Origin of the sequence: Bremerella sp. TYQ1 (assembly GCF_020150455.1) — a bacterium.
In the GTDB taxonomy this organism is placed as follows: Bacteria; Planctomycetota; Planctomycetia; order Pirellulales; family Pirellulaceae; genus Bremerella; species Bremerella volcania_A.
Genome location: NZ_CP083740.1, coordinates 2,952,474 through 2,966,007, shown reverse-complemented (window position 1 = coordinate 2,966,007; position 13,534 = coordinate 2,952,474). Strand labels below are relative to the sequence as shown.

General features: G+C 53.2%; 15 protein-coding genes. 9 read left to right on the top strand and 6 right to left on the bottom strand.

Going from position 1 to position 13,534, the window contains the following annotated elements; translation table 11 throughout:
• The first annotated feature begins 124 nt into the window (after positions 1 to 124).
• The 5 genes from LA756_RS11730 to LA756_RS11710 all read left to right on the top strand — a co-directional run bounded on the left by LA756_RS11730 (position 125) and on the right by LA756_RS11710 (position 4,278).
• The gene (locus LA756_RS11730) at positions 125 to 1,621 is read left to right on the top strand and encodes a hypothetical protein (RefSeq protein ID WP_224440066.1); all 1,497 of its coding nucleotides are present in this window, start codon (positions 125 to 127) and stop codon (positions 1,619 to 1,621) included.
• Positions 1,622 to 1,931: 310 nt separating this feature from the next.
• Positions 1,932 to 2,228, top strand: a complete 297-nt coding sequence (locus LA756_RS11725; RefSeq protein WP_224440065.1) for a hypothetical protein — start codon at positions 1,932 to 1,934, stop codon at positions 2,226 to 2,228.
• Positions 2,229 to 2,419: 191 nt separating this feature from the next.
• Positions 2,420 to 2,848: a hypothetical protein gene (locus LA756_RS11720; RefSeq protein ID WP_224440064.1), complete on the top strand. Its 429-nt coding sequence runs from the start codon at positions 2,420 to 2,422 to the stop codon at positions 2,846 to 2,848.
• A gap of 141 nt (positions 2,849 to 2,989) precedes the next feature.
• A complete protein-coding gene (locus LA756_RS11715; protein ID WP_224440063.1) occupies positions 2,990 to 3,379 on the top strand; it encodes a YkvA family protein in 390 nt (129 codons plus the stop codon).
• 77 nt (positions 3,380 to 3,456) lie between these two features.
• On the top strand, positions 3,457 to 4,278 hold the full coding sequence (locus LA756_RS11710) for an amidohydrolase family protein (protein ID WP_224440062.1): 822 nt from the start codon (positions 3,457 to 3,459) through the stop codon (positions 4,276 to 4,278).
• Here the strand turns inward: LA756_RS11710 and LA756_RS11705 are convergent.
• The gene (locus tag LA756_RS11705) at positions 4,275 to 4,985 is read right to left on the bottom strand and encodes a phytanoyl-CoA dioxygenase family protein (protein WP_224440061.1); all 711 of its coding nucleotides are present in this window, start codon (positions 4,983 to 4,985) and stop codon (positions 4,275 to 4,277) included. The genes LA756_RS11710 and LA756_RS11705 overlap by 4 nt on opposite strands.
• A 170-nt stretch (positions 4,986 to 5,155) precedes the next feature.
• On the opposite strand from LA756_RS11705, the gene LA756_RS11700 reads away from it, so the two are divergent.
• Positions 5,156 to 5,710: an RDD family protein gene (locus LA756_RS11700; protein WP_224440060.1), complete on the top strand. Its 555-nt coding sequence runs from the start codon at positions 5,156 to 5,158 to the stop codon at positions 5,708 to 5,710.
• On the opposite strand, the gene LA756_RS11695 is transcribed toward LA756_RS11700, so the two are convergent.
• Both LA756_RS11695 and LA756_RS11690 read right to left on the bottom strand, forming a co-directional pair.
• The gene (locus tag LA756_RS11695) at positions 5,681 to 6,031 is read right to left on the bottom strand and encodes a low molecular weight protein tyrosine phosphatase family protein (RefSeq protein WP_224440059.1); all 351 of its coding nucleotides are present in this window, start codon (positions 6,029 to 6,031) and stop codon (positions 5,681 to 5,683) included. The two genes, LA756_RS11700 and LA756_RS11695, sit on opposite strands and share 30 nt — an antisense overlap.
• Before the next feature lie 35 nt (positions 6,032 to 6,066).
• Positions 6,067 to 7,065, bottom strand: coding sequence for a YHYH protein (locus LA756_RS11690; protein WP_224440058.1), 999 nt, complete (start codon positions 7,063 to 7,065; stop codon positions 6,067 to 6,069).
• A gap of 185 nt (positions 7,066 to 7,250) precedes the next feature.
• On the opposite strand from LA756_RS11690, the gene LA756_RS11685 reads away from it, so the two are divergent.
• The gene (locus LA756_RS11685) at positions 7,251 to 8,126 is read left to right on the top strand and encodes an alpha/beta hydrolase (RefSeq protein ID WP_224440057.1); all 876 of its coding nucleotides are present in this window, start codon (positions 7,251 to 7,253) and stop codon (positions 8,124 to 8,126) included.
• 40 nt (positions 8,127 to 8,166) lie between these two features.
• A complete protein-coding gene (locus LA756_RS11680) occupies positions 8,167 to 9,639 on the top strand; it encodes a hypothetical protein (protein ID WP_224440056.1) in 1,473 nt (490 codons plus the stop codon).
• Between the two features lie 30 nt (positions 9,640 to 9,669).
• Here LA756_RS11680 and LA756_RS11675 read toward each other — a convergent pair whose 3' ends face one another.
• Complete coding sequence (locus LA756_RS11675) at positions 9,670 to 10,494, bottom strand: alpha/beta hydrolase (RefSeq protein ID WP_224440055.1); 825 nt, start codon at positions 10,492 to 10,494, stop codon at positions 9,670 to 9,672.
• A gap of 63 nt (positions 10,495 to 10,557) precedes the next feature.
• Positions 10,558 to 11,421: a neutral zinc metallopeptidase gene (locus LA756_RS11670; protein WP_224440054.1), complete on the bottom strand. Its 864-nt coding sequence runs from the start codon at positions 11,419 to 11,421 to the stop codon at positions 10,558 to 10,560.
• A 365-nt stretch (positions 11,422 to 11,786) separates the two neighbouring features.
• On the opposite strand from LA756_RS11670, the gene LA756_RS11665 reads away from it, so the two are divergent.
• Positions 11,787 to 12,236: a hypothetical protein gene (locus LA756_RS11665; protein ID WP_224440053.1), complete on the top strand. Its 450-nt coding sequence runs from the start codon at positions 11,787 to 11,789 to the stop codon at positions 12,234 to 12,236.
• A 30-nt stretch (positions 12,237 to 12,266) separates the two neighbouring features.
• Here LA756_RS11665 and LA756_RS11660 read toward each other — a convergent pair whose 3' ends face one another.
• Positions 12,267 to 13,460, bottom strand: coding sequence for a substrate-binding domain-containing protein (locus tag LA756_RS11660; RefSeq protein ID WP_224440052.1), 1,194 nt, complete (start codon positions 13,458 to 13,460; stop codon positions 12,267 to 12,269).
• Positions 13,461 to 13,534: the final 74 nt, after the last annotated feature.

The window sequence follows — 13,534 nt, the reverse complement described above, 5'->3', positions numbered from 1 at the left end:
AAAGAAAAAGGCTACCGAGATTTCGGTAGCCTTTTTTGATGCGCTGAACGTGTTACTTGTTTGCGTGTCGACGGCAAACGGGATAACATCGCCAATCGTGGGGGTGTTACCTGAAAGGAAGAAGATGTTGGCTCGAGTATCGTTCGCCATGTTGGCTATGTTTCTGGTCGTTTGTGTCGGTTGCTCTTCAAGCAATTCTGACGTTGGAAAAGCAGATAGTTCCAACTCAGATTGGGAAGTCGAAGACAAAAGCATGATGGATCTCGTTGAGGAAGGGTTGGGACAGACACCAACCGACGAGGAAGATCCGGAGGTGTTGAAGAAATTTGAGGAGAAAGGATGGCGTCTCTATAACGACTTCCTGATTTCGAATGGCGATCCCATCGTCTCGCTCAGTTTCAATGGGGAATTGACGGACGAAGATTTGGAACTGATCTCACAGTCAAAAACGATTTCGTTCCTCAACTTGATGACGGCAAATCCGAGCGACGAAGGGGTAAAGAAACTTGCCCAGCTAAAGACGCTCGAACGGATATTAATTGGTGGCGAAGATGTGACCGACGAAGGAGTCAAAGCCCTGGTTGCTTGCCCTAAGCTTAATTCGGTCATCATCATGCTTACGAAGAAGGTTACCGATGACGGAGTCGCCGCGCTGGCAGAGGTCGATACACTTCATACTCTGTGGATCTCGCACGTCCCCATCACTGGGGAATGTTTTGCAAAGTACGAGGAGCATCCCACGCTACGTGAATTGAAGCTGGAAGGGATGGGAGACTTTACCGATGAAGCGGCGATTTCGATTTCCAAAATCCCAAATCTGGAAACATTGAAACTTGATGTCTCTTCATGGTTGTCCAGTGGCGAAGGGCTGACACGGAAAGGTGTTGCGGCGATCGTCAATGGCAACATGCCGAAGCACTTTGACGCACCAGACGCGTTAATTGACGATGAGCTATTTTTGACGATGTTAGACAAAGGATGGGTTCCGCCCAGTGCCGACGACCCACCAGAAAACCCAGAGGACCTGAGTGTCTTGGTTTTAAAAAGGTACAGTATTACCGACAAAGGGCTCAACGCAGCGCTGGACAGATTCAAGAGGTTGAGGAGCATCCATTTAGAGGGGCTGGACACAAGCGGCGACGCGTTGGCCCGTTTAAAAGAGCAAACGCAATTGAGGTATCTTAACGCCAACAAAATGAAGGTCTCCGGCCAGGCACTGGACGCGTTGGCAGATCTACCGATTGAGCATCTTCAGATCGAAGGGACCGAACTCGCCGAAGAACATTTTAAGGCCATCAGCAAAATGGATCAGGTCCAAGAGTTATGGCTTAGCAACTCGAAATTCGACCCGGCCTGGCTTGAGCACATCCAAGCCCTGCCTGCACTGACAGACTTAGGGCTGCGATCCGCTGCGTTTAATGATGAAGCCGCGGAATATGTGAGCAAGATGCCCAATCTGGAAGAGATTGTTTTGAACTACACTGACCTGACGGATGTTGGTTTCGAGAAACTTCTTAAAGCACCGAAACTTCGTTCCGTCATTTTAACGGGCACTAAAGTGACACCGGAGGCAGTCGAAGCTGCGAAAGCGAAGTATCCTGATAAGTCGATTTATAACTAGGCTTCCTCAGGAAACCGCCACGATTCTTTGGGAAGATAGCAGCAACCCTAGGTTGGTGTCCCAGTTTTTTGTTTCGTTCGCGATTGGAAGCGAATGATTCGACCAATGAAGTAGCTTGGCTGCACTATCCATTCGCACTCACCAGTCCAGTCCAGTTGCACCCTGGTCAAAAGCAATCTCCTTACATGGCAGAGAACGGAGAATGGCAGAATTCTTTGCACTGACTGAACTCGTTTTTCGCGTAGGTTAGTATCAGGACGAGATACGGTTATGTTTCGTCCTTCGAGCAGCGACTGAAGCGAGGGTGTTGATGCGGCTTTATCTTTCTTTGATGACCGTCTTTTTGCTGGGCGTCGCACTGCTTGGAGCGTGGCCAGCTTTGTTTTCGGTGATGATCTTTGATGCGCCTGGTTCGGCGGCAAAGCCTGAATTGTGGATGCTTTTTCTATCGGTGTTTTCGTTGCCAGCCGTTTGTGTATTCGCCGTAGTCATGGCGTGGAAGTTTTACAAAGAAGGGAATTGGCCGCTGGCCCGCGGTGCGATTCTCCTGCCAACGATCAACTTATTGGGATTAGCCGTTGCCGTTTTGATTTCTCACTATTGGTAGTCTTGATCTTCGGCCCTGGTTTCTCAAACTACCGAACCGAGTCTGAGTTTCTGCCGATTACAGCCCTTGGTCGAATTCAGGTGTCGCGTTTCTTCTGGCCGCTCGCTGTATGTTTTTTTGACCCCGGAGCTGTTGATTTTCGCGATGGATAGGGGGGCCACTGATTGATCGATTTTCCTTAGGTCGTTGCTATGTCCGAAAGTCCATTTGTCTCGCCGAAAGTTGCTGAGACGGCTGTGCCTCGCTCACGACCGAATTTGCCGCTGGCGATCCGCTGTTTCTGGTGCGTGCTGCTGGCAACTCCGCTTTGTTATTTGATGCTTTTAGGGGTGGCGTTTGTTTCGCTCGATATCTACTACGGAGTACCGATGCCGTGGTATCTGCAGATCGTGGGCCTGTTGGTGCCGGTCATTGCGGTAGGCGTGGAACTGCTCGGTATCTTGTTTTGGAAGTCAGTATGGAACCTACCGCCGAAGCATGTCTGGGTCGAACGGGGCGTCGTTGTAACGTTCGCAATGATGATTACCGCTGTGCCGTTGGTGGGGGTGTTCGGAGTGATCGTCATCATCGCGAAGGGCTTCCTTTTTCCGCCTGATGGTCCGGCGTTAGTCGAGTTATAAATTGCCAAAGTTTGCCTCCAAGATTCTTTCTCCTGAAGCGAATAACCTCATGTGGGAACGGTATGCGCGTGCAGATTAGGTGGGCTGTTAGCTGGACATTTGTGTTGCCGCGTCTAAGATTCGTATGAACCTGGAGGAAACATGATGCATAGTGAAGCCTATCAAAGGCTGAATGAATACGCCGAAAAGGCGTCGCCCGAAGATGTACAGAAGATTCGCGAGAAGCTTGGCGGTATGAACCGCGGGCCCATCAAGAAGTTGTGGAACGATGTTCTGTCTCTTTGGCAAATGATTACCGATCCGAAGGCGAGCTGGTCTTCCAAAGCTGTCGCCATTGGTGCGGTGTTGTACTTGATTTCGCCCCTGGACGGCGTGCCTGACTTGTTGCCGTTGGTCGGACTTACCGACGACGCGGCCGTGATTCTGGCAGCCGTCGCGACATTGGCATTCGAACTGAAAAAGTATCGCGATTCCCGAAACTCGAAGACCGTGGAAGGCTTGAAGCGATCGGTCGAATCAGGCGCGGCATAAACTGCTTGGATTGTCGGAACAAAATTTGCTCTACTTGGCGTTAGGCAAACAGCAACCACCGCCATGGAGAGCAATGCATGATCATCGACTGCCACACCCATCTGAACAACTATCACGAAGAACGTGTCCGCTCGATTCACGAATGTCTCGATAATCTGCAGGAAGATATGTCGGCCAATAGTGTCGACTACGCGCTGGTCTTAAGCTCTTACAAGATCACGCCGCACCGTCCCGCGACGCGGGATGTGGTTGAGGCGACGCGCGACTTGGACAACATCGCCGTCGTGGCAGGCATCAGCTATCTGCATTACAAAGAACGCGATCTGCGCGAGATGGCGGACTTCCTGCGGGATGGCCTCGTGAAAGGCCTGAAGCTCTACCCCGGCTACGAGCCGTTCTATCCGCATGATCGTCGGCTTCAGGTGATCTACGACTTGGCGATTGAATTTGATGTTCCGGTGATGATTCACAGCGGCGATACGTACAGCCCTACCGGGAAAGTGCGGTACTCGCACCCGTTGCACATCGATGACGTCGCGGTCGACTTTCCTGATTTAAAGCTGGTGATCTGCCATGTCGGCAACCCGTGGATTCGCGACTGTATGGAAGTGGTTTACAAAAACGAGAACGCCCACGCCGACATCAGTGGATTGGTGCTGGGAGACTTCGAGGACCGCTTCGAGCAGTTCATGCTGCAAGAGATCCGTGAGATGATCTTGTATGCCGGCGAGCCGAAGTATTTGCTTTATGGCACCGATTGGCCGATCTGCGGAATGAAGAGTTACTTGAAGTTCATCCGGGGGCTCGGCCTGCCGGAAAAGAGCTTGGAACTGATCATGTGGCAAAACGCGGCTCGTCTATTCAAGCTGGAAGTGAAGGATGGCAAAGTCATCAACTAGCGATCGGCCAGTTGAAGAAAGTCGTGCCACTGAACGCCATCGGGTAGCTGCGACGAGGCTGCAAATTCTAAGTGGACGATACGCCGGTGAGTGGTCGTCCCTTCCTGCGACATGCTGCTGGAATGAGAGAGCAGGGGACGCATGGCCAACACGTCGCCGGCCGCGGCACTTAGGACGACCGGTGACTTCTCTTTCGTCTCGTCCAAGCGATGCGAGCCCGGGATGACCGATAACGGACCGTTTTCTTGCGTCATCGCATCGAGATGAATCCGTAGCGTCAGCATTTTGCTCAACAGCGCGTCGGACGCTTCGTAGTGGTCAATGCCTGCTTTGGTGGTGGGGTGCTGGAAGTGCGTGCTCGAAATCGAATTGTCGACCACAGCGATGGTTCGATCGCGATGCCAAGGCAACGACCAGCTACGATCTGGTGGCTTGTCGAAGAACAGGCCACGAACGAGTCCCACTTCCGTGCCGAGTATTTGAAACAGCAGCGCAGTTATCGCTGGGCGCGCGATGGTTTCGATGAGCCAGGGGCAAGCGGCAAGCATATTCCGCGAGCCATAGATGCGACCGCGACTTTTCAGTAGGGCAGGGCCTTGATGGGCTTCCAGCGAATCGAGAACACGTTTGCCGAGTTCTGTCATTTCATAAGGTGCGAATAAGCCTCGGAGCATTGTGTATCCATCTTCTTCGAGCGACGATTCCATCAGGGGTTCCACTTCCTTGCTGAGCTAAGCCATGGTGCGTGCGTCGCTGATTTTATCAGCTTTGGAAAAGGGGCGGCAGTATTTAATTGACACGCTGTTGGGCTTGGGATAGCTTCAGGGCGATGCACCCGAACGGAGGGGGCAAGGCCACGCCACGAGGAGCTTGTCGTATGAGCAGTCTGCAGGAAAACCCGTTTGTCTCGCCGGCCGCAGAACAAGAACTGGTAACGCCGATTGAAGAGAAAAGAGAGAAGCGTGAGAACCTGCCGGTCGCGGCATCTTTGGAACGTCGACGTCTTAATCACATTGTCGATAGCTTGATCGTTGGCGCGGCGTGCTATGGAATCGGCTACGTGATTGGTTTCGTGTTTGCTGCCAGCGGTACTTTTCCCATTGCGCAAGGACGACCACAGTTCCCCGCGTATTTTTGGGTGGTCGTGCTTTCGAGCAGCATGCTGTTTTTCTGTTTCTACTTCATCTTGATGGAGTCGGTCTTTGGCCGCACGATCGGCAAGCTGCTGACGGGGACGAAAGTGGTTGGCGAAAATGGCGAGCATCCGCATGTCATGCAGGTGGTCGGTCGCACGTTCGCACGCTTGATACCGTTCGATCCGCAATCGTTTAAAGAAGACACCGGTCGTCGAGGTTGGCACGATACGCTCAGTTCGACCGTGGTTGTTCTCAGCAATCCGAAATCAGTCGAGGAAGAGACGTTCTTTCAATAGCTCGTCGAGGTGAGAATCGACGCGGTCGCGGATCAGGGTGATCAGTCTTCGGTCCATCAATTGGAATTGGTCCGGGATCTCCAGCACATGCACCGGACGCTGACCGAGGGCATTGCGGTGCTGCGAACGAAGCTTGGCCAAGTGTTCGTTTTCCATCACGAAAATGACATCGGCCCAGTGTAAATCTTCCGGCGAGATCCGCCGCGCGGCCTTGGGGCTAAGGCCGCGCGAGCGAACCGCGAGTCGCGGGTCGTTGCAATAGACCCGCTCTGCCGTTGGACTTCGCCAAAGGTTTTTCGAGCAGATGAATAGTACGTTCATGGAAGACACCGGCATCCTTTCCATGGTGCAAAACGTTAACGTCGTGGAGGTGGCCCAAAGCGAGGAGGCCCAGGCCCACGACGAGGAGGTTCGTCATAGGGTCGTGGCTCGCTATCTGAATCTTGACGTGGCCCTCGTTGAAAATCGGACGAAGGTGTTCCGCGGTAGCTTCGAGGAACAACCGGCCAATGCTGCGTCAGATAGTAGGCGTATGTGCCCTCGGGGAATTCTGGCGTAATCCCGAATCGCCCGTTGCATTCGTCCAAGTCGCCATGGCCGGCGACATACTCGTAGTCTTGAATGAACGTCCCATCGTAACGCCCACCAGGCTCTCCATCGCCACTCGGACGGCGTCCCTTCTTCAAACGAAACGATGGCTGCAGCTCTACGATCTTGCTTTCAGGGTCATTCGCGTCTTGATAGGCGTACATCGCATAAATCGGAAAACCGTCGGCGGCCCAACCAACGATCGGCGAATGAGCTCCCTTTTGCACGCCCAGCTCCTTCAGCAATCCGCTCGGTAGGCCGTGATAGTGATACGCCCCGGTTGGCTGAACATGGGCATGATTGGCATCGATTCCCAAGGGAACGGCGCCGGACAATGCCTCGTACTGCCAGCCGCCGCGTGGGTTACCTTCGTACCATTCGGCAGCCCCAGGATCGAACGGAACTCCGTTCACTGCGATGCCAAAGTTATGCATCCGAAGCGGTGTCGTGCGATCGGCGGCTACCGGATTGGCGGGAATGCGGTAGGTGTACTGCTGCTGCGTAATGCGATGAGGATTGCCTCGATTCGGGAACGCGCCTGTCTCGTGATCGGGGACTCCGTTGGCCTGAATAATTCGCTGGTCGCCAACAATATCGACAGCAATCTGGTTTTCGCCGGGAGGCTTCGTATCGGCAGGAATCAGACGCAGGGCTCGGGCCTGATTGACGAGATGCCGGCGCATTCGTGGCGCCATCTGGGCCAACATCGGTCCTGCGCCGAGCACGACTGCGAGGAAGAAAATGATCGCGAAATGGTACTTGCGCATTATGGGAATGCTCCACTCATTGATTTCTACGGGTTTTGCAGTATATCGGTAGTGAAACCCTTTGGCGAGAGTTTTGTTCCGATGGAACAGTGGAAATTGGCAGAAAGTCGCTTTATGATCGGCATCACCATTCATCATCCGACCTGTCGAATTAGCCCCGACTGTAGCCGAAGGACCTGCCTGCCATGTTTGTACGCCCTCTCTCGTTTTCCCTCTGTCTGCTCATTCTGCTTGCTACGTCAACGGTCGCCATTGCAGAAACGTCGCGAAAAGTGGTGAAGGATCTCGAGTTCGCCAACGTCGATGGGCAAAGCCTTAAGCTCGATTTGTATTTGCCGGAAGCATCTTCGGCACCACTTTTAGTATGGATTCATGGCGGCGGTTGGCATGCCGGGAGTAAGGATAATTGTCCCGTGAACTGGCTGACCGAGCATGGCTTCGCGGTGGCAAGCATCTCGTATCGTTTGACCGACAAAGCGACCTTCCCGGCGCAGATCCATGACTGCAAAGCGGCTGTCCGCTGGCTGCGGGCTCATGCGGACGAGTATGGCTATTCGACCAAGAAGATCGCCGTGGGAGGCTCAAGTGCCGGAGGACATCTGGCAGCATTAATGGGAACTTCCGGCGACGTCGAAGCATTGGAAGGAACCGTCGGTGGTAACGTTGATCAGTCTTCCCGTGTTGACTGTGTTGTCGATTTTTATGGGGCGACCGATTTCATCCTGCGATCGAAGACACAACCCCATCGCGCCAACAAGCCAGGATCGGTGGTTTATAAACTGCTTGGTGGAGGAGCCGATCAGAAGACCGACCTCGCACGACAGGCGTCCGCCGCGTTCCACGTGACCGAAGATGATCCTCCCTTTCTCGTGATTCATGGCGACAAAGATAATACGGTTTTGCTGGATCAATCGAAGCGGATTCAAAGCGGTTATCAGGAAGCCGGATTGCCGTTAGAGTTGATCGTGATTGAAGGCGGCAAGCATGGTGGCCCCGAGTTCTATGCAGGTGAGCGACGTAAGAAAGTCGTAGCGTTTCTCGACAAGCACCTGAAAGATTAAATCTCGTCCTAGGCTGTTCGGACTGAATGAGGGCACCAACTTGGCAACCGCAACCGACACGTGCGAGCGATCTGCGTTTGTGGAATGGCGCATGCTCGCGACAGCGTTCCGTAACATGTTCTGGCCACTGCTATTGGTGGCCGCTGATTTCAGCATTCGCCTGGGCGTGGTCAAAGTAGATGTGCTGCCGGACGCACTCGGTTGGTTCTGGCTTGTCGGTGCGTTAGGACCGATTCAAAAATTGGCACCGTTGCTTCCGTTGCTCAGGAAGTTGGCGATCGTGATGACTATTGGTTCGTTGCCGAGCTTGGTCCTATTCGATTTCGAGCCAATTCAATCTGGCGTTCATTGGACCTTACACGATCGCATGCCGGTGGATCTTTGGACGTGGGGACAATTACAAATATCTCAGATGAACTCGCTGATGTTTGCTTTGTTCATATGGTGCCTGGGCGGCTTTATGATCAAAGTCGCCATGTCAACAAACTATCGCAGCCTTGCCAAAGTTGTGATCTTTCGACGCTGGTTGTTTGTCGTTCCTGTTCTACTTTTACCCTGGGCGATAGGATTTAGTCCTTTTGCGTCGGGAGCTTCGCTGATGGCGATCATGTTGCTGGGGATGACTTACTGTATTGCCGTCATTATGTTTCTACCGCTTCCGGCAGCGTTGGCTGTTTACTGTGAGAGCGAAGCCCTTTCCAATGATTCGGGCGTTCCTGATCTATCTGGCGAAGAGAGTAGTCCTTTGGAAAACCGCTTACGTCCCTCTGAGAATCCGCGTTCGCCATTCCGTTTGTCGCTGTTTACCGCAATGTTGATAATGGCGGTCGTGGGGATGGCTTCGTCCCAAGTTCATCTGATTTGGCTGTCGCAGGAGTCGGCTCAAGAGTTGTTAACGGCAAAAGAAGAGATCCGCTTCTATCGCGAACAGCTCGATGACCTACGCATTCTCGAGCCAGATCAATTTTATGTAAGGAAGGTGCCTCGGATGGAAGATTGGATCACCGAATGGCGGATCTATGTTCCAGAGGGAGGCCCGTATGAATTGTGTGCATGTTTCCGCGATATTCCGGACGAAGGAATTCCCGAAGAAGACCCTGACATTCAGATTCAACTTCAGAAGGGAGAGTCGGTAGTGACGTTTGAGGTTGATCCTGAATCAGGAAGTCATGGATCGGTCCGCGTGTCGGTGCTTTGGGACGATCCGTCACGACCACGCCACTTACGATCTGTCAACGGTGGTCCGCTGGTGGAAGTCAGCGATGAGATGCCAAGGGTAGTTCGGCGAACGCTGCAAGCGGATGAAGCCGCGTTCTATCAACAGGACCGATCCCAAGGTCCTCACGATGTCGCCGACAATGGTAATTCGCCAGCCAAGTTGGATGGTCCGGTCGTCTTCTGGCGTGTGCGAAACTACGATGTTATCTCTAACAATGCAGGGGGGACGATGTCACGTTTGCCAGAGGGAGATAGTCGAGGATTGATCTTGTGGATTCATCCCAGCGAATTTTAGGCAATGGATGCGGCGGCTGCTGAGCCGTGATCATTTGCCGCCAGCATGCTTTTGGATGAACCGAGTCATTAAGAGAACGCCTGGTTCGACCATGTTGCCATGATCAAAACCTTGTAGTTCGTGCAGTTCTACATTGGGATGTTTGGCGAACTTCAACATCTTATAGAGCAGTGCGTTTTCTTCGTAGCGCAATGGGATCTCAAGATCTCGATCGCCAGTGGTCAGCAGAAGCGGCGGGGTATCGTTTCGCACGTGGTAAAGCGGTGCGAGTTCGTCTGCCAAACCGACGTCGCGGCCGAGGCCACGCTCTTTGCGGATGGTGAAGTGGGTCAGCGTTTGACCGCTGTGGGGAATCGCCCCAGCGAGTTGGCTTGGTTGAATGTCGTGTCGAGCGAGCCAACGGTCGTCGAGAACAAGTATGCTCGTGAGATATCCACCGGCCGAGTGGCCGCTGACAAAGATTTTGTTGGGATCGCCACCATACTTTTCGATATTGGCGAACGTCCAAGCCACCGCCGCGGCAGCATCTTCCAAATAGGCAGGCGACTTGACTTTGGGGCTGTGGCGATAATTGGCCGAAACGACTGCGTAGCCGTTATCGAGCAAATAGTCTGGGATTCGTTTGTCGCCATTCTCTAAACCGCCTCCATGGAACCAAACCACCGTGGCGAAACCCTTCTTCGCAGGGCAATGCACATCGAGTCGGCACTGCTGCTGGGAGTAATCGTCGAGACCTTCTTCGCTGCGGTAAAGGATATCGGTTTCCAGCGTCGATGCCGATTTGTCCTGGGCATGCAGACAAACGGGAACGAGTGCCAGAGAAGCGAAAAACAATAGAGCGGTGAAGGTGCGCATCGTGGAATTCAATTCAACAAAGGACAGCGAAACAAGCGGGAAGTCGTTGGCAGGATGAGGCAACTATAACTGATTGAAGGGAATACTAAAGGTATCTCCTTGGTCCATGTCGCCGGTTTTCAAACCGAGATAAAACCATTTGGCTCGCTGCTTCGAGCTGCCATGGGTAAAGGACTCTGGCACAACAAAGCCGCGCGATTGCATTTGCAAACGATCATCGCCGATGGCAGTGGCGGCGTTCAATGCTTCTTCGATGTCTCCCTCTTCCAGGATGTTCCAGTTTTGCTGTGCATGATGCGCCCAAACACCAGCGAGAAAGTCGGCCTGAAGTTCCTGTCGAACGGAAAGCTCGTTCGCTTCCTCTTTGCTTACCTGGGTGCGTCTCTGGTGAACTTCTTCGCTGATGCCGAGCAAGTTTTGAACGTGATGGCCTACCTCGTGAGCGATGACGTACGCTTGGGCGAAGTCGCCGCCGGCACCAAGCCCATCTTCCATTTCGTCAAAGAAGCTTAAGTCGATGTAAACCTGTTGATCGAGAGGACAATAAAAGGGACCAGTAGCGGACTGCTGAAAACCACACGCCGACTGAACTGCTCCGCGGAACATGACGAGCGTTGGATCATGATACTGTTTGCCCATTTCGCGGAACTGTTCTTGCCAAACGTCTTCGGTGTCGGCGAGAACGACCGAGACGAACTGAGCTCGCTCGTCTTCTTCCGGATTGATCTGAGCCGGGGCACCGCCTCCGTTTGGCGGTTGCTGGACGGCAAGTCCGCGCAAGATTGCCATCGGGTTTCCACCCAACAGCCACACGAGCAGCATTACAAGTAAGATTCCCACGATGCTGCCACCGCCGGCCATCGCAGGTCCACGCGAGGATCGCCGATCTTCCACATTGTCGCTACCTCGTCTCCCTCGCCATCGCATACGTGCGGTCCTCTCAAGTTGCCGATCGTGTAAGGCATCCACTCGGATGCTGAATCTTGCCTCTCGATTCTCTTCGATCAGGCACGCAATTGGGATAAGCAATCGGTGAAAAAATGAACCCATCAACCGATCCTAATGGTCTGTCCCACGCTGTCACACGAAGCTAAGCGGTCACGCACATCGGGCAGGGGAAACGGTTGTCGCGGGAAATCATTCTGAAGGGCCCTTTTGGATCTACCGCTAGAATGGTATAACGATAGAAAGACGCCTATTGATTTATATTTAGTGGCGTTGATTCGGTCTCTAGGGGCAGGGAGTCGATTGTCTATTCTTATCATCTCGTCTGTTATATTGGGGACCTTGCGATGTTTATCTTTAAGATTCTCTCCTTCTGCTTATTGGAAGAATGTGTTTGGGCCGTGGCATTTATGGGGTCATGCGGTCTGCTTTTTGGCTGTACCGACCAGAAAGAGCAGACGCGTTTCATGATCTCAGGCACGGTTACCTACGGGGGACAACCGGTCAAATCGGGACTCGTGAAGTTCTATCCCGATCTGGAGAAGGGTGGAAAGGGCGTCGGAGACTACGCTCCGATCAAAGATGGCGCGTTTTGCACGGTGACGGGGCTTAACGCCGGCCCGATGAAGGTCACCATCTGCGGTCTCGACGGCATCTCGTACGATCAAATCAAAGATGCCGAAACGGTGCCGGAAGAGTACTTTCTATTTAAAGAATACCCCGTTCGCTTCGAGGTGAAGCGAGAAGATGCAAACGTCCGATTCGAGGTTCCTGGTTCTTACACCAAGACGAACTAACGTTTCACTTCAAGCCTGGCAGACTCCTACTTAGGAGTCTGCATTCTGGCGGCGCTGCTGCTTACGGTACTGACTTGGCGTCACGTTCAATTCATCCCTAAGCAGTTTGTTCAGATAAGAATAGTGGCTATAGCCGACCATTGCCGCGATCCGCTGCGTCGACAGGTTAGTCGTTTCAAGCAGATGTTTTACGCGTTCCAGGCGAACTTCACGAATGACTTCGCCCATCGAACGGCCAATCTGTTTCTTGAACTCGATCTCGAGGGTACGAATCGGAATACGGACCGCGCTGGCAACATCTTTCAAGCGAATGCCATCGCAAGCGTGATCGCGGATGTAGTTCACGGCTCGGTCGATGTCTGTTATCGCGGCACGCTTCCAACCGGTGGTAGATCGTCGTGCGGTGACTTTCTCGGCAGGAATCTCGAAGACCGTTTCCTTCGGCGAATTCCCTAGAATCATCGAATGCAATAGCGACGCACAGCGATAACCGATTTCAACGCCAGGGGTTTGTACGCTGGAAATCGGAGGATCTGCCATCCGTGCCCGTTCCGAATCGCCAACACCCAGGACGCCCAATTCATCCGGAATAGAAATCCCCATTTCACGTGCGACTTTGGCAATGAACTCCGCAACAACATCGTTCAACGCAACAACGGCGAGCGGCTTAGGGGACTTGTCGAGAAGTTGCTGTACTTTCTCGACCGTCGAATCAGAGATCTCTCGTTCGTCTTCCACCGAGTCGACAGGAATCTCTTTCAGCGCGAGCGCCTTCAGCTTGATACCGCGCTTGGCCAACTCGTCCGCAAGACCGTCGCGGCGACGCTTGGAACCATCTGACTTTTGATAGCCAACAAACGCGATGTTCTCGAAACCTGCTTCGGTTAAATGCGAAGCCGCAAGACGACCGACCGAATGGACATCGGTGTAGACCGAAACAAATCCGGAATCGATCAAGTCGGCGCTCGCCATCACCACCGGCACTTTCCCGCGACGAATCCATGTGGTGATCCCTGGGTTGCGACCAGCTGCGACGATCGCTCCGTCCACTTTACCGGTCCACGGAGGATTACCTACCAGGTTGGGATCGTTGCTCGAGAAACGGAAATCCCGCACTTGAATGTTCGGGAATTCTTCGATGTAGTTAAGCAATCCCTGCAGCACACGTCGAGAATGTTCCGTCCAGGAAGCGGAATGGATTCCAATCGTAATTTTTTCGCTCATATGCGTCCAAGTAGTCAGGTGAGCCCGTCACGGGAGAGGACGTCGACGTGCGCGATCTTGTATGAATGTTTGCG